The organism is Streptomyces sp. bgisy027 (assembly GCF_057710365.1).
This window is the reverse complement of sequence record NZ_JBYIVZ010000019.1, coordinates 19995-33277: the sequence shown is the minus strand read 5'-3', so window position 1 is coordinate 33277 and position 13283 is coordinate 19995. Positions and strand designations below refer to the sequence as shown.

At 72.8% G+C, this 13283-nt stretch carries 21 protein-coding genes and 1 pseudogene; 9 read left to right on the top strand and 13 right to left on the bottom strand.

The genetic code is table 11. The annotated features are described in order from the left end of the window. Positions 1–85: 85 nt before the first annotated feature. Positions 86–727 carry a class F sortase gene (locus AC3ETA_RS20725; protein WP_432194399.1) on the bottom strand — a complete coding sequence of 214 codons (642 nt, stop codon included), beginning with the start codon at positions 725–727 and terminating at the stop codon, positions 86–88. Then, complete coding sequence (locus tag AC3ETA_RS20720) at positions 724–1110, bottom strand: sortase-dependent protein (protein WP_432194398.1); 387 nt, start codon at positions 1108–1110, stop codon at positions 724–726. Before AC3ETA_RS20720 ends, AC3ETA_RS20725 begins: the two co-directional genes overlap by 4 nt. A gap of 238 nt (positions 1111–1348) precedes the next feature. On the opposite strand from AC3ETA_RS20720, the gene AC3ETA_RS20715 reads away from it, so the two are divergent. The 3 genes from AC3ETA_RS20715 (at position 1349) to AC3ETA_RS20705 (ending at position 2777) form a co-directional block, all read left to right on the top strand. Then, complete coding sequence (locus AC3ETA_RS20715) at positions 1349–1711, top strand: DUF6153 family protein (RefSeq protein WP_432194397.1); 363 nt, start codon at positions 1349–1351, stop codon at positions 1709–1711. A 109-nt stretch (positions 1712–1820) separates the two neighbouring features. Beyond that, positions 1821–2453, top strand: coding sequence for a DUF305 domain-containing protein (locus AC3ETA_RS20710; RefSeq protein ID WP_432194396.1), 633 nt, complete (start codon positions 1821–1823; stop codon positions 2451–2453). Between the two features lie 120 nt (positions 2454–2573). Then, a complete protein-coding gene (locus AC3ETA_RS20705; protein WP_432194395.1) occupies positions 2574–2777 on the top strand; it encodes a class I SAM-dependent methyltransferase in 204 nt (67 codons plus the stop codon). Here AC3ETA_RS20705 and AC3ETA_RS20700 read toward each other — a convergent pair whose 3' ends face one another. From AC3ETA_RS20700 to AC3ETA_RS20690, 3 genes are all read right to left on the bottom strand, one after another. After that, positions 2778–3446: a class I SAM-dependent methyltransferase gene (locus tag AC3ETA_RS20700; protein ID WP_432194394.1), complete on the bottom strand. Its 669-nt coding sequence runs from the start codon at positions 3444–3446 to the stop codon at positions 2778–2780. Positions 3447–3522: 76 nt separating this feature from the next. After that, positions 3523–3987 carry a glycine-rich domain-containing protein gene (locus AC3ETA_RS20695; RefSeq protein WP_432194393.1) on the bottom strand — a complete coding sequence of 155 codons (465 nt, stop codon included), beginning with the start codon at positions 3985–3987 and terminating at the stop codon, positions 3523–3525. Positions 3988–4168: 181 nt separating this feature from the next. Next, on the bottom strand, positions 4169–4657 hold the full coding sequence (locus tag AC3ETA_RS20690; protein ID WP_432194513.1) for a DUF6415 family natural product biosynthesis protein: 489 nt from the start codon (positions 4655–4657) through the stop codon (positions 4169–4171). A gap of 186 nt (positions 4658–4843) precedes the next feature. On the opposite strand from AC3ETA_RS20690, the gene AC3ETA_RS20685 reads away from it, so the two are divergent. Together AC3ETA_RS20685 and AC3ETA_RS20680 are read left to right on the top strand one after the other, a co-directional pair. Beyond that, on the top strand, positions 4844–5962 hold the full coding sequence (locus AC3ETA_RS20685) for a helix-turn-helix domain-containing protein (protein ID WP_432194392.1): 1119 nt from the start codon (positions 4844–4846) through the stop codon (positions 5960–5962). A gap of 12 nt (positions 5963–5974) precedes the next feature. Continuing rightward, the gene (locus AC3ETA_RS20680) at positions 5975–6556 is read left to right on the top strand and encodes an HD domain-containing protein (RefSeq protein ID WP_432194391.1); all 582 of its coding nucleotides are present in this window, start codon (positions 5975–5977) and stop codon (positions 6554–6556) included. Between the two features lie 94 nt (positions 6557–6650). Here the strand turns inward: AC3ETA_RS20680 and AC3ETA_RS20675 are convergent, their stop codons facing one another. The 3 genes from AC3ETA_RS20675 to AC3ETA_RS20665 all read right to left on the bottom strand — a co-directional run bounded on the left by AC3ETA_RS20675 (position 6651) and on the right by AC3ETA_RS20665 (position 7742). Next, positions 6651–6866 carry a hypothetical protein gene (locus AC3ETA_RS20675; protein WP_432194390.1) on the bottom strand — a complete coding sequence of 72 codons (216 nt, stop codon included), beginning with the start codon at positions 6864–6866 and terminating at the stop codon, positions 6651–6653. A gap of 121 nt (positions 6867–6987) precedes the next feature. After that, positions 6988–7233 carry a hypothetical protein gene (locus tag AC3ETA_RS20670; protein ID WP_432194389.1) on the bottom strand — a complete coding sequence of 82 codons (246 nt, stop codon included), beginning with the start codon at positions 7231–7233 and terminating at the stop codon, positions 6988–6990. 170 nt (positions 7234–7403) lie between these two features. Next, entirely contained in the window at positions 7404–7742 is a 339-nt protein-coding gene (locus AC3ETA_RS20665) for a hypothetical protein (RefSeq protein ID WP_432194388.1), read from the bottom strand. 247 nt (positions 7743–7989) lie between these two features. Between AC3ETA_RS20665 and AC3ETA_RS20660 the strand changes: the two genes are divergently transcribed. The 3 genes from AC3ETA_RS20660 (at position 7990) to AC3ETA_RS20650 (ending at position 9272) form a co-directional block, all read left to right on the top strand. Beyond that, complete coding sequence (locus AC3ETA_RS20660; RefSeq protein ID WP_432194387.1) at positions 7990–8355, top strand: hypothetical protein; 366 nt, start codon at positions 7990–7992, stop codon at positions 8353–8355. A 30-nt stretch (positions 8356–8385) separates the two neighbouring features. Then, positions 8386–8835 (top strand): VOC family protein, encoded by a 450-nt coding sequence (locus AC3ETA_RS20655; RefSeq protein WP_432194386.1) that lies wholly within the window; start codon positions 8386–8388, stop codon positions 8833–8835. A gap of 68 nt (positions 8836–8903) precedes the next feature. Beyond that, positions 8904–9272, top strand: a complete 369-nt coding sequence (locus AC3ETA_RS20650; protein WP_432194385.1) for a DUF6479 family protein — start codon at positions 8904–8906, stop codon at positions 9270–9272. Between the two features lie 95 nt (positions 9273–9367). On the opposite strand, the gene AC3ETA_RS20645 is transcribed toward AC3ETA_RS20650, so the two are convergent. Next, positions 9368–9964: a DUF7144 family membrane protein gene (locus tag AC3ETA_RS20645; protein ID WP_432194384.1), complete on the bottom strand. Its 597-nt coding sequence runs from the start codon at positions 9962–9964 to the stop codon at positions 9368–9370. Between the two features lie 220 nt (positions 9965–10184). Here AC3ETA_RS20645 and AC3ETA_RS20640 point away from each other — a divergent pair, with 220 nt between their 5' ends. Next, the gene (locus AC3ETA_RS20640) at positions 10185–10598 is read left to right on the top strand and encodes an FxLYD domain-containing protein (RefSeq protein WP_432194383.1); all 414 of its coding nucleotides are present in this window, start codon (positions 10185–10187) and stop codon (positions 10596–10598) included. Here AC3ETA_RS20640 and AC3ETA_RS20635 read toward each other — a convergent pair. The 4 genes and pseudogenes from AC3ETA_RS20635 to AC3ETA_RS20620 form a co-directional block, all read right to left on the bottom strand. Beyond that, positions 10599–10820 (bottom strand): annotated as a pseudogene (locus AC3ETA_RS20635) (hypothetical protein); the annotation flags it as partial. Between the two features lie 234 nt (positions 10821–11054). Further along, the gene (locus AC3ETA_RS20630; RefSeq protein WP_432194382.1) at positions 11055–11903 is read right to left on the bottom strand and encodes a carboxypeptidase regulatory-like domain-containing protein; all 849 of its coding nucleotides are present in this window, start codon (positions 11901–11903) and stop codon (positions 11055–11057) included. A 244-nt stretch (positions 11904–12147) separates the two neighbouring features. After that, positions 12148–12471 carry a hypothetical protein gene (locus tag AC3ETA_RS20625; protein ID WP_432194381.1) on the bottom strand — a complete coding sequence of 108 codons (324 nt, stop codon included), beginning with the start codon at positions 12469–12471 and terminating at the stop codon, positions 12148–12150. Positions 12472–12550: 79 nt separating this feature from the next. After that, complete coding sequence (locus AC3ETA_RS20620; RefSeq protein ID WP_432194380.1) at positions 12551–13249, bottom strand: TetR/AcrR family transcriptional regulator C-terminal domain-containing protein; 699 nt, start codon at positions 13247–13249, stop codon at positions 12551–12553. Positions 13250–13283 lie beyond the last annotated feature (34 nt).

Sequence of the window (13283 nt, the reverse complement as noted above, 5' to 3'; positions counted from 1 at the left end):
CCTGCGGGCCCATGAGGGAGGATGCCGGGCCGTCGGCTCGCGTTCCCCCGGCCGCCCGGCCCGGATCCGGATCCCTCTTCCTCGGTCAAGGGGCCGCCGGGCTCAGCGACGCGAACACGATCACGTTGTCGCGGTACTCCTGGCCCTCGCGCGGGCCCCCGCACGTGATCAGACGCAGCTCCGGGCGGTCGACGTCCCCGTAGACCCGGTCCGCCGGGAAGTCGGCCTTGGCCACCGTCCGGACGGCGCCGACCGTGAACTCCGCCGAGGAGCCGTCCTGCCTGCGCGCCACGATCCGGTCGCCCCGCCGCAGTTCCCCCAGGCGGCGGAAGACACCGTCGCCGTAGGCGCCGACCGTGACATGGCCGAGGATCACCGACGGGCCGACCTGGCCCGGCGTCGGCGAGTGCCGGTACCAGCCCGCCCGGTCGTCGGCGGTGATCGGCGGCACCTCCACGGTGCCGTCCCGCGCCAGGCCGAGCCCCATGACGGGGGTGTCGACGCCGATCGCCGGGATCCGCAGCCGGACCGGCACCGAACGGCCCAGCGCGCGAGCCGAGTTCGCCGACGCCGAGGAGTCGGAGGACGAGCCGTCGCCCGTCCCGTCCCGCCCTCTCGACCTTCTGGCGCTCGCGCTCGCGTCCTGCTCGGTGGCCTGTCCGGCGCAGCCCACCAGCAGCGACGCCAGCGCCGCCGTGGTGAACGCCCGCCTGGAGAGCCCCGTCATGCGCCGGTCGCCCTCCGACGCCGTACGACGAACGTCGTGGCGCCGCCGGCCAGCAGCAGCGCGGCCGCGCCACCGCCGATCAGCCCGCCCCTGTCGCTCCCGGTGCCCGAGGCCGGCGTCACGCCGGTGTCGGGCGCCCCGGACGGCCGGACGGAGACCTGACCGCCGCCCGGCGCCCGGGTCGGCTCGGCCGACGGGGCCGAGGGGACGGGGGAGGGGTGCCGGGTCGGCTCGGTGGTGGGGGTCGGCGAGGCGGTGGCCGAGGGGGCCCGGGTCGGGCTGGGGACGGGGCTCGGGGTGGCCGAGTCGGCGAACGCGGGGGTGGCGGCGGCCAGGAGGGCCGTGCAGGTCAGTGCCAGGGCGCTGAACGTGGTGCGGCGCATGGACTCGCTCTCTTTCGTCGGTCCGCCGGTACTGCCGTGTCCGGCGGGCTGGGTGACGGGTCGAGCGGAGAGACGAGGCAGCGGGGGGACGGGTTGTAAAGAGATGGCAAAGTCACCGTAGGGCCGTCTGCCGGAGGTCTGTTGAGTCGCTCACGCACGGCGTACGTACGATGAGGGCGTGACAGCCCGTGCACAGCATCACCGTGCGCCGCGGCTCCCGATCCCGGGACCGTGGCGCATGCTTCTGCTGCTCGGGCTGCTCGCCGGGCTGTTCGGCATGCACGGACTCGGGCCCGGCGGCACGGACGCGTCGCACTCCGCACCGGGGCACGGGCACGCCCGCGCCATGAGCGGGCATCCGGCGGCCATGACCGACGAGGCCGTCTGCAGCGGCGACGGCACGAGCGGCGGACACGACCGGCACGCCGACCCGACCTGTGCCTCCGGCGCCGTCGCCACCGGTCCCGTGCTCCCGGCCCTGGTGCCCTCCCCGGCCGGGACCGGCGTCACGGGCGACCTCGACCGCCGCTCACCGGCCGCGGTGCCGGACGGCGACCGCGCGCCTCCCTCACTGGCCGAACTGCAGATCCTGCGGACCTAGGACAAGGCCGGGCCGTCCCCGTCACCACCGGGGCGTACGGCGCTCAGCCATGTCCGTGCCACGCCCCGCGAGGGCGCGGCATCCCGTGCACACCGCAGGAGTTCTCAGCATGACCAGCACACGTACCTTCGTCCGCCGGACCGTCCTGGCCGCCACGGCCGTCACCGCCGCCCTCGTCCTCGCCGCGTGCGGCACGGACGGCGGCGGCTCGGACGCCGCGGCCGACGCGTCCTCCTCGTCCACCGCGAGCGCCGACGCGCACAACGCGCAGGACGTCACCTTCGCGCAGGGCATGATCCCGCACCACCAGCAGGCGTTGCAGATGGCGGAGATGGCCGCCGACCGCGCCTCGTCCGCCGAGGTCAAGGACCTCGCCGAGCGGATCCGCAAGGCCCAGGACCCGGAGATCAAGACCATGTCCGGCTGGTTGAGGGCCTGGGGTGAGGACGTGCCGTCGGCCGCGCCCGGCACGGGCCACGCCGGTCACTCCGGCGGCTCGGGGATGGCCGGGATGATGGACGCGAAGGACATGGACGAGCTCATGAAGGCGTCCGGCAAGGCCTTCGACACCCTCTTCCTCACCCTCATGGTCGAACATCACGAAGGCGCCGTGAAGATGGCCGAGACCGAGAAGGGCGAGGGCCGCCACGGCCCGTCGACCGAGCTCGCCGACGCCGTGGTCACCGCCCAGACCGCCGAGATCCAGGAGATGAACAAGCTGCTCGGCAAGACCGGCGGCTGACGCCCCGGCGGGCGGCGGCCCTCCCCCGTTCCCGTGGCCGCCGCCCGCCACCTCGTCACCGCAGCCCCGAGGTCCTCCGGTACGACTCCCCCGGCCCCGCCCGGTCCACGATCGCCGCGCATGCCGACCGATCGTCGCTCGCGGTGCCTCTTCTGCGGCACGGGCGCGCTGTCGGCGCTGGTGGCGGAGCGGCACGACCCGCGCCGGGTGCTGGGCTGCGACCGCTCCGGGGCTTTCGTGGCCGCGGCCGCCGCCGCGCCGGTCCGCGGGGCCGGATTCGTGTGCCAGCGGGAACCCGGCCATCGTCGTGTCCGCAGCGAGTGATCAGGCGCGGGCGGACACGATCAGCGTTCCGACCTTGCGCCGACCGGGCGGCGCATCGAGCACGGTGGCCCGTGCCTCCCCGAATCCGTACTCGGCGAGCAGCTGCACCCACACCGCGGGCTCGTAGTCCCAGCGCTTCACCACGAGTGGGTCCTCGTCGTCTCCGCGCGGGATGTAGGAGGCCTGGCAGCCGTAGCAGCCCTCGACCGGCGGACGCTGGGAGAACACCAGGCGGCCGCCCGGGCGCAGCCGCTCACGTACCAGGGGCAGCAGCAGGTCCGGGTCGGTGAACCACACGGCCCCGTACACCGAGTAAGCGGCGTCGAACGGCTCCCCGGGGTCTTGCAGGTAGGCGATCGCCTCAGTGTGGTGCAGCTCCAGCCCCGGCACCTCGCCCCACCGCTGGCCGGCCGCGCGCAGCTGCACGTGCGACACGTCCACGCCGACGGCCTGCATGCCGAGCGAGGCCAGGTGGACCGCGTTGCCGCCCTTGCCGCAGCCCAGGTCCAGGACGCGCCCGCCCGCGGGCAGGTCGAGCAGTTCGGCGCCGGGGCCGTGGTCTTCGTACTGGGTCCAGTTGAACCAGGTTGTCTCGCCGCGGGAGTTCACCGGCCGACGCTCTGGCCGCTGGCGTGCGTAGGTGTCCCAGGCGATCGCCGTGTCTGTCACGTGGTCTCCGCTCACAGGGCCAGCCGCCCGACGCAAGGCCGGACGGCTGGAGTGTCTTACAGCTGGCACTGTGCTGTCAGCCGCTCTTCGGGCTGTCGTGGCATCCGGCGTGGCACTGGTTGCAGTCGGCCGCTGAGTTCCACAGCTCGGCGTCCACGGTGTATCCGGCGGCCTCGATCGCGGCCATAGTGCGCTCACGCGCGGCCGCCGCTCCGCCGGGCACCTGCTCGTCTTCGCCTGTGGGGACGTGGTGGACGAACCGGCCGGCGACGCGCTCGCAGAACGCGGCGTAGTCGACGGTGTGCAGGATGAACGCGTGCCAGCCGTAGTCGACCAGCTCGCTCGGTACGTGGCCCCGACTCGGCCGCTGGCCGGAGGCGGCGACGAACGCGGCGGCCTGGCCGACGATGCGGCGCGCGGTCTCGTCGCTGATCTCCGGGTGGTCGGTGGTGATGCGGTAGACAAGCCGGCTCGCCACCTTGGGTTCAACCAGGGTGATCGGGTCGGTGGTGCCCACGGGACGTTCCAACGCGATGGTCACGCTCTTCCTCCTCATGTGGACGGACGCCTCGGATGCGAGGCGCTGGCCCGCCCGTCCTCTCGTAACGCGTGGAGCACTGAGAGGGCGGACGGGAGCTCATGGCGGCGGCCCCGAAGGGGGCAGAGGCGGCCGCGGTCATCCCGCTGCCGGCGCGCCGCGCGCTGCCGAGTGCGGGAGCTCGTCAGCCGACATGCGCGAAGGCGCCGCGCCGCGTCTGCCGCCACGCGTCGTACAGCCGGTCGGCGTCGGCGCAGGGGACGTCAGCGTGCCCCTCGTCGTCCCGCGTCCGGCACGTCGGGCACGTCGTAGCGTGCTCTCCCATGAGCCGCAGGGCGGTCTGCTCAGCCGTCTCCCCGCTGCCGGTGAGCCGCTCGTAGTGCTCGCACAGGGCGAGCAGGACGCGGGCCAGGCGCCGGGCGTGGCGGACGCGGGAAGGCAGCGCGTCGCCGGCAGCCACGGTCAGCTTCCCGCGCGCCTCGCCCACGCAGGCGAGTGCGCAATACGTCTGTACGTTCTCGGGGCGCGGACCGGCCGCCTTCTGCACCTCGGGGATGAGCACCTCAAGGTGACCGCGCAGGGTGCTATCCAGCGTCTTCAAGCCCGCAGCGTTCGGCGGCAACGCGTCCGGTCCATCGTCCGGACCGAGGACGGGCGCCGCCGTGGCGCGCATCGTGGCGATGTCTGGCGGATCCCCGCCCGCTCGGGTTCCTTCTCCGCTGGAGGCGGTCATGGCGACATCACTCCCACTACGCTGAGTTGCCCGGTAATCACCCATGACAGTAGGTAGGCGTGATTGCCGCCTGTAGTGACCGTGAGTACGGGTAAGAGCCCGTCGTGAGCGGGCAAGGGGGACGCCATGGGGCAGCAGGCGCACGGAACCCCGACCAGTGGTCAGGGAACGCCCGGGCGAGGCCGCGCGGGCATCATCTCGGGCTACGTCTTCCGGGTCATCCGTGAGCAGTCAGGGCACACGCAGGACAGCCTCGCGGAGCTGTTCGGGGTGGCGGCGGACACGGTCGCTGGCTGGGAGACGGGGCGTCGGCCGCTGACTTCCCTGCCAGTGGGGCAGATGTTGGTACACCGCCACCTACTCATGCAGATGGGCGCGGTGCCCGCCCTACTGTCCGCCCTCGAACGGGCGATGGCAGCTGACATGCTGCTGGCCAGCGCATTGGAGGACGAGGCGCCCGCCGGGCCCAATCCACTCGGGGCCTGGGTCATGCAGCGCGACCTCGTAGAGGTGCTGACCTGGCCGCTCAACGGTGTTCCGCCCGGCCCTGTGCGGGACCTTCCGGCGCCCCCTCGTCCGCGCCGCGGGCCGGTGCCGACGGCGCCGGAACTGCCCACGGTCGACCGACGCCGCTTCTTCAGCCGCATGCGCGCGACGGCCGAACAGGCACGAGGGGGCCGGGACTTCCTGCTGCGTCGGCAGGCCCTCCACCTCGCCGGGTTCGACCGGGACGCCGACACCTCCGAGTGGCTGGCGCACCAGCAGCGGACCGAGCGGCCGGACGACTGGCTGACGCGGTGGCTCAACTCCCGTTCCGTCGCGGCCGTGGCAGCGCGGCAGGGCGACCGGGACCGCATGGCCCACTTCATCGGCCGCACCCTCGGTGATGACCACCAGGCCGAGGCGGCGAACCTGAACTACTGGGCGTACTGGGTCGGTGAGTCCTCGCACGTCCAATTGTCGGACGACTTCATTGGCGAGGCGACGCCCGGCCCCTGGCACGGCAACCGGCTGATGGCCCACCTGGTCCGCGGCCTCACCCCGCAGCACGGTTTCTTTGACCTCAACGTTCACACGCTGTGGACCCTGCTCGCCGCGCGCCCCATCCTGCTGCGCGCACAGTCGGCGGCCGGGCAGGCACTGCGCAAACGCCTGCCTGTGATGTTGGATGACTCCGGGCTTTCGCCGAAGGCTCGGCGGGAGCTGGAGGGCATCCGGTACGCAATCCGCCTCGCCGAGGCGTGAAAGGGGACACCAGTGGGTGACCAGGACCTGGCGGACGTGGCCCACTTCCTGTGGGAGTCGGGCACGTTGAAGACGGCCCGGCGAACGGGCTGGTGGATGGCGGGCGTTCGTGACCCCGAGAGCGTCGCCGAGCACGCGTGGCGCACGTCCGTCATCGCCTCGGTCATCGCCACTCTGGAGGGCGCCGACGCCGCGCGTGCCGCGCACCTGGCGGTGTGGCACGACTCGCAGGAGACGCGCACCGGCGACGTGAACCACCTGGGGAAGAAGTACGCGGCCCCGGGCGACCCGGTAGCGGTGACGGCGGACCAGACGGCCGGCATGCCCGAGGTCCTGCGCGACGTGGTCCGTGCGGTCGTCGCCGAGTACGAGGCGCGCGAGACACCCGAGGCCATCTGCGCGCGCGACGCGGACAAGCTGGAGTGCATGCTGCAGGGCCTGGAGTACAAGGGGCAGGGGTACGAGGCGGCCCAGCGGTGGGTGGACAACAGCCGGGCCCGGATCGTCACCAAGTCCGGCCAGCTGCTCGCCGACCAGCTGTTGGCCCAAGCTCCGCTCGACTGGCTGCGAGCGGCCATGGGCGAGAAGCACTGACCGATGCGGTGGGGCGGTCCTGACCTGCGACGTTGCGGCCAGATGGCACACGCTTGGCACGGCTCTCGGCGCGGGGTTTCTGGGCACGTGCTCCTCAACTGAGCGGCTCGGTACGCAGGCACACGTACAGCCACAGCGGACCGTCGTCCTCCTCGACGAGGGGGCGCGGTGTATGGACGTGGCGGTCGGCGTCGTCGTGGTACGCCAGCACATCGGCCGGGCAGAGCGGGTCGCCGAGCAACGGGAGTGTGCGGCCGTCGTAGGGGCCGCCGCGAAGGATGACGCCGTCAGGGATGTAGGGCGCAGACATGGGGATGTCCTTTTGTCAGGCCCCGCGCCCACTCCGATGCTACGTCGAGCTCTGACACCCGTTCCCCTGGCGCATGCCGAGGCCGCCCGCCCCGACGGATCGAGGCGGGCGCTTTAGCGGCTCAGACTGAACGCTGCGCCGCGAGGCCGGCGAGGAGCGCCGCCCGTGTGAGGGTGAAGCGGTGGCCGCACTCGTCGAAGTCGACGGCGGATCCGTCCGCCTTGAGCACGATCTCGGACGGTCGGCGGCGGCAGGCCGGGCAGTGCGGCAGCGGAACGGGCCGCCCGCTGCTGGGGAATGCCTGCTGCTGGGTGCCGAGGCCGGCGAAGAGACGCGCTGTACGCGCCGGGGTGAGGGACATGCCCATGGCCAAGTCACTTTCGATCAGGAGCGCGTGATGCGCTCAGTGCCTTGGCGCGGGCTTCAATCAAAGTAGCGCGGGGAGAGGCCAAGGTCGACGGTGCACACCTGGGCCGGGTACGCCGAAGCCCTCTGCATGACCGTGTGAGCCATGCAGGGGGCTGAAGGCGCGTGGGGTCAGAACCCGCGCGGCACCTCGCGGTTGAGGTGCGCGGCGATCGGCGCCCACCCGCCGTCCGGCGTCATGCCGAGCTCGCCGAGCTCCACGCCGAACGCGTCGATGACTGCGCCGTGCGTGATACGGCCGACGCCTCCCGGCACAGGCCGGCCGCGCAGGACCGCGCACACCGTGCCGATCAGGTTGGTGGCCTCGTCCTGGTGCCCGTTCTCCCACAGCCATACGACTGCCTCGCACGTCTTGGTGCTGGGTCGCAGCCCGTCGGCCCGCTGCTCGATCGCGGCCGCCTCGTACTGGCCGAACCCGTACAGGGCGGTCGCCAAGAGGTCGGCGGGCACAGCTAAGTGGCCATACGGGAGGGTGGCTTGCTGCTCATGCGCATGCTCCTTCGCATCGGGGCGATCTGATGGACGCTGCCCCTCGGCAGCGCGGTCGATGCCTCAGCGGGCGCCGGCTTGGTGGGTGCGGCGCCACGCGTTGTGGATACGCCGGCCGACGCGCAGCCGGAGCTTGTGGTCGTGGCAGCGCGGGCACATCCGCGGCTTCCCGAACCGCTCGATATGCTTTCTGCACGCCTTCTGGGCGGTGGCCGCCGCGACCGACCCGGCCGCCGCCGCGCTGGACGAGGCCCGCCGCTTCCCCGGCTGCGGCCCGGAGGCTCTCCACAGGCTGTGGACCGACGCGGGACTCGCCGACGTCTCGACGACCCCGGTCGAGGTGCCGACGCTCTTCGCGGACTTCGCCGACCTGTGGGACCCCTTCCTCGCCGGCCAGGGCCCCGCCCCGGGCTTCGTCGCCACCCTCGCCCCGGCCGCCCGCGACCGTCTGCGCGACGCACTGCGTGCGCGGGTGACCGTCGCGCCGGACGGTTCCGTCCCGCTCACGGCACGGGCCTGGGCGGTGCGGGGCGTACGGCCCCGGCGGAATCAACCGCCTCCGCGACCTGGTTGACCGAGGACGACCGCCGAAGAGGAGCCGCTCATGTCCGAGTCCGTAAGCCCGGCCGAACGTCCCGCCCGCGTCCACGAGCTCCGCCTGGTGGTCACGGCCGCCGACTACGACGAGGCGCTGCGCTTCTACCGTGACGAACTCGGGCTCCCGGAGCGTGCCGCGTTCTCCTCGCCCGACGGCAGGGTGACCATCCTGGACGCCGGCCGGGCGACCCTGGAACTGACCGACCCCGGCCACGCCGACTTCATCGACGAGGTGGAGGTCGGCCGCCGGGTCGCCGGGCACATCAGGGTCGCCTTCCAGGTGGACGACTCCCCGGCCACGACCGCGAGACTGGCGGCGGCCGGGGCGGAGGTCCTGGCGGAGCCGACCCGTACGCCGTGGAACTCCCTGAATTCGCGTCTCGAAGCGCCGGGAGCCCTCCAGCTGACGCTGTTCACGGACCTGGGCGACGAGGAGGAGTGGGAGGAACGCGCGTAGACCCGCCGGAGCGCGGACCCGTTCCTTCCTCCGGGAGCTTATTCGCCCGTTTCGGTGATAATTGGGGCATGAGTACGGCGACGTTTGAACTCGCGGCCACGTCGAGCGAAGTACTCAACGTGATCGCCGCCTTCGTTGGTGGAATGGTCATCGCCGGCGCACTGGTCTGGGCGGTGCAGTTCGGCATGCGGGTCCGTGACCGGGAGCTGCCACGGCCCACTCCGGATGAACAGACGCACCTGCCCGACACCGGCCCGGTCCATGAGCTCCGGGAGGTGCGCGAACCCGACGAGGTCCCGCACGCGCAGGGCCGGGAACGCCTGCTGCCGCACGACCTGCACCACGCGGGCAGCAGACGGAGCGAGGACCAGCACCGCAAACGCTGGCTCCCCGGCAAGAGCGGTTCCTTCGGCGGCGGCGGAATAGGCCACGCCTGAGCCGCACCACCTGAGCACCCGGGTACGGCCCGATGCCCATGCCACCCTGCCCGCATCCGGACAGGGTGGCTGGGGGTTGATCGACCCGGCCAGGATCAGCGAGTTGCTGAGGCGGTGCCGCGCCTTGCAGCGGCAGCCGTGTCGGAGGGGTCCGGGGCCAGGGCGAGGGCGAGGATCACGAAGAAGTCGATGCCCACCATGATCACCGACCAGACCGGGGTGTACGGCAGGAACAGGAAGTGGGCGACCATGCTCAGGGACGCCAGGAAGATGCCGGTGATCCGCGCCCACCAGGCGCCCTGGAGGATGCCGTAGCCGGCACCGAGGGCGAGGACGCCGAGGCCGAGCAGGATCCAGCCCCACGCCGTGAGGTTGGCCTTGAAGATGTAGTCGCCGATCCGGGCGTACACGTCGTCCTCGGCGATGGCGGAGATGCCCTGGAGGATGGCCAGCAGCCCGTTCACCAGCATCAGCACACCGGCGAAGACGAGTCCGCCGGTGACCCGGTCGGAGGTCGGGGCGCCGCCGGAGGCGGCGGACGGCTCGGTGCCGGCTCCGGCGGAGGGCCAGGTCGCCCGGGACGTACCTGATCCACCGGCCCCGCCGGCCGCCCCGGTCCCCGGAGGGCTGTGGGCGGCATCGCTCGCATGCGACTGCAGCTGCGGCTGCGACTGCGACTGCTGCTGGCTCATGGCTGCCGTACCCCACTTCTCGCGTGATCCGCGGTCGGGTTCCTGGGTCGGTACGACGATCGGCCGGACAGGGGGCGTCCACCACGGGGGAGACGCCGATCGGGTGACGCCCGGAGTGCGGACGGGCCGGCACGGATCTTCACTGAAGGGACCGGAACGCACCCTTGGAGCCCGTATGCCCGCTCACCGCCCCCACCGGCGAACGACCACGACCCTCCTGATGACCGTCGCCCTGGCCGTCACCGCCCTGACCTCCTGCTCCGACGACGACACGCCCGCCTCGGTGGCCAGCAGGGCGGCGTCGGCCTTCGCCTCGGCGACGGCGGAGGCGGGCCGCCGGTTCGAGGACATCAAGGGCGGCATCGACGCCAAGAGCTCGGTGCAGCTGGGCGACACCACGACCGACTCCGACGGCCGCGCCTCGGTGGAGGTCACGGCGGAGAACACGACCGACTCGACGAAGTCCTTCGCCGTCCAGATCAACTTCAAGGACCAGGACGGCAACCTCCTCGACGCGTCCGTGGTGACGGTGTCGGACGTGCCGGCGAACCAGTCCGGCAAGGGCACCGCCCGCAGCACCCGCGACCTGAGCGGGGACGTGCGGGCGGAGGTGGAACGGGCGGTGCGCTACTAGCTAGGGCCTGGTGCGGAAGTGGCGCCTGCCGCGCGGCGGCCCCGAGGCCCGGCCCGCCGTCAGGCGCGGCAGCGCAGCATCACCAACGGCGGGTTGGCGAGGACGTCCGCCCAGAAGTCCGCGCCGAACTCCTCCAGGCCGGCCTCCTCGGCGCGCCTTGAGGTGGGCGGGCAGACGCAGATTGACACGAGCGGTGCCGCCCTCGTCGCCGTCGGCCGGGGCCATGACGCCATCATGGCGCCACGCGCAACCCCGCTTGGTGCCACAGAAGAGGTGTGAACGCCATTGGCGTCACCGACCTGCGGAAACAAGGAGAAGGCAACCGCCATCGTCACGGCATCACGCCCGCCCGGGCACCATGGAGCGCCCCACGTGACACCGAAGTGGCACCGGATGACGCCACTCGACATCACTCGACATCACTACGGCACCAACCACGGCGCCACCTCATGCCACTCAGACCCGCGGAAGGACCTGGCGCCGCCCGCCCCCACCATCCGAAACCGTGTCGTGCTGATCCCGCGCCGACCCGGTCACCACGATGTCGATCTGCTCGCTCGTCGCGCTGACCCCGTTCAGCGTGGCCGTCGCCTGGAGGCGGCCCGCGCCGGCGGGGAGGACGCGGGCGGGTACACAGGACCAGGTGCCGTTCGGTGCCGCCGTCGTCGCGCAGACCTCGTCCTCCTGCGCGTCGCGGACGGTGATCTGGGCGCCCGGATAGGCCGTGCCCGACGTCTCCGGCAGCGCGCCGAGCGGTACGCCCGACGCGGGGTGGGACAGGACGGGAGCGGGCAGTGCGACCGTCACGGAGCAGGTGCCGCGCCGGACCACGGTGCCCTCGGCGTCCCTCAGGGCGAGGGTGCAGTCGGGGAGACGGGTGCCGGGTTCGGCGTCCGGGTCGACGGACACGACGAAGGGGAACGTGTGCCCCCTCCACGTCGACACCGCCCCACCCACGAAGGCGTACGTCCCGCTGTTCCCGCCCGGCGTCACCGCGCCCCGGTACCCGAGCCCGGCGAACGGCACACCCGTCACCCGCGCCTTGGCGGGCGCCGTCAACGTCAGCACCGATCCCTCGCCGAGCGGCTCGCCCTCATAGCCGCCGACCTCGACGACGCCCTTCCGCCCGGGCTCGATGGCTGCGGAGGCCCACAGCCCCTGGCCGCCCGGCCCGCCCCGACCCGCCGGCCCACCCGGCCCGCCCGGTCCCTCACCGCCGTATGCCGTCCCCGGCACGAGCACCGCGCCCGCCACCGCGAGCGACACAAGCACCGGCGTCTTCCAAGACCTGCGGGACCAGCTCATCGCGGCGGAGCTCCTCACACACCTCGGCGGCACCCCACCCTCACCGGGGAGTTTCCCGGCCGCACCCGCCGATGACACGCGCCGACCGGCCGTAGGAGCCGTCGGAGCGACGCACACCACCCGTCCGGGCGCGAGGCGGCGGCCCCGACCGCACAAGGCCGGCCACCCGCCGCCCTGCGCCTCCGCATCCGGATGCCAGGCCGACCCCTCGCCCCCCGGCATCCGCACCCGGACGCCGGGACGGTCACCCACCCGCCTCCGCCTCCATCTCCGCCCCTGGATGCCGGGCCGCCTTCTTCACGTCCGATTCGGTCCGGCTGCGTGCCGTGCCCTGTTCCGCGGCGTGGGTGGTGATGGCCGACTGGACCTCCTGGGCGAGGGTGCGCCAGGTGCGGCAGGCGCGGCAGGTGCGGCAGGTGCGGCAGGCGGATTCGTAGGTCTCGGTCCGGGGCCCGGTCCAGGGGGTGCGGGTGGGAGGGCCGTACTCGTCCCGGAGTTCCTCCACCCGGCTGTGGGCCCGGTCCGCCGCCCGCTGCATCGCGACCAGTTCGTCGAAGGTGCCTGCCACGCGTCCGGATCCTCGGGCAGCGGGACGGCGCCGCCCGGTGTGCCACGCCCGCGGTCCGCGCCGCGCGGCCGGATCTCACTCAGACGGCGTCGGACCGCCCCGCGAGCCGGGCCGCCAGTCCGTCGAGGATCGTCTCCACGCCGAACGCGAAGACCTCGTCGACCTGCTCGGCGAAGCCCTGCCCGCGCTGCGCCTGCGCCTCCATGCTGGCGCTCAGCCGCGGGTACTTCGCCGCCAGGGCGTTGATCTGCGCGATGGCCTCGGCCTCCTTCTCCGGCTGCTCGGCCGACTCCTGCTCCGCCCGCTCCTTGATCCCGGCGACCTCGCTGCCGCTCATGAACGCCATCCCCGTCACGAACATGAAGGGGGTGCTCACGGCCCAGTCGAGGTCGGCGTCCCGGAACCCGGCGGCGTCGAAGGTCTCGTACGCGCACTCCTGGAAGCGGGCCATGCCCTCGCCGGCGGCGTAGTACGTGGTGATCACGCGCACCAGCCAGCGGTGCCGGTCGCACAGCCCGCGCACGGCGTACATCAGCTCGCGCGCCGCCGACCGCCAGCCCACCGCCGGGACGTCCGGCAGCGTGATCTCGCTCCACACCTCGTCGGCCGCGAGGATCAGCAGGTTCTCCTTGTTGCCGACGTGCCAGTACATCGCCGTCGCCGCCGAGCCCAGCCTCTGGCCGAGCTTGCGCATGCTCAGGCCGTCGATGCCCTCCGCGTCCAGCAGCTCGATCGCCGCTCGCACGATCTGTTCTCGGTTCAGGGTCTCTCGCGCCATGGGTCCAGACTAACCGCCACTTGCACACCGTAAA

Coding starts and splice junctions, on each gene's coding strand:
- AC3ETA_RS20630 (WP_432194382.1), bottom strand. CDS start 11,903: ATGAGCTGGTCCCGCAGGTCTTGGAAGACGCCGGTGCTTGTGTCGCTC.
- AC3ETA_RS20715 (WP_432194397.1), top strand. CDS start 1,349: ATGCTTCTGCTGCTCGGGCTGCTCGCCGGGCTGTTCGGCATGCACGGA.
- AC3ETA_RS20690 (WP_432194513.1), bottom strand. CDS start 4,657: ATGCGCGCCACGGCGGCGCCCGTCCTCGGTCCGGACGATGGACCGGAC.
- AC3ETA_RS20725 (WP_432194399.1), bottom strand. CDS start 727: ATGACGGGGCTCTCCAGGCGGGCGTTCACCACGGCGGCGCTGGCGTCG.
- AC3ETA_RS20650 (WP_432194385.1), top strand. CDS start 8,904: ATGAGTACGGCGACGTTTGAACTCGCGGCCACGTCGAGCGAAGTACTC.
- AC3ETA_RS20655 (WP_432194386.1), top strand. CDS start 8,386: ATGTCCGAGTCCGTAAGCCCGGCCGAACGTCCCGCCCGCGTCCACGAG.
- AC3ETA_RS20705 (WP_432194395.1), top strand. CDS start 2,574: ATGCCGACCGATCGTCGCTCGCGGTGCCTCTTCTGCGGCACGGGCGCG.
- AC3ETA_RS20670 (WP_432194389.1), bottom strand. CDS start 7,233: ATGGGCATGTCCCTCACCCCGGCGCGTACAGCGCGTCTCTTCGCCGGC.
- AC3ETA_RS20640 (WP_432194383.1), top strand. CDS start 10,185: ATGACCGTCGCCCTGGCCGTCACCGCCCTGACCTCCTGCTCCGACGAC.
- AC3ETA_RS20620 (WP_432194380.1), bottom strand. CDS start 13,249: ATGGCGCGAGAGACCCTGAACCGAGAACAGATCGTGCGAGCGGCGATC.
- AC3ETA_RS20685 (WP_432194392.1), top strand. CDS start 4,844: ATGGGGCAGCAGGCGCACGGAACCCCGACCAGTGGTCAGGGAACGCCC.
- AC3ETA_RS20710 (WP_432194396.1), top strand. CDS start 1,821: ATGACCAGCACACGTACCTTCGTCCGCCGGACCGTCCTGGCCGCCACG.
- AC3ETA_RS20645 (WP_432194384.1), bottom strand. CDS start 9,964: ATGAGCCAGCAGCAGTCGCAGTCGCAGCCGCAGCTGCAGTCGCATGCG.
- AC3ETA_RS20675 (WP_432194390.1), bottom strand. CDS start 6,866: ATGTCTGCGCCCTACATCCCTGACGGCGTCATCCTTCGCGGCGGCCCC.
- AC3ETA_RS20720 (WP_432194398.1), bottom strand. CDS start 1,110: ATGCGCCGCACCACGTTCAGCGCCCTGGCACTGACCTGCACGGCCCTC.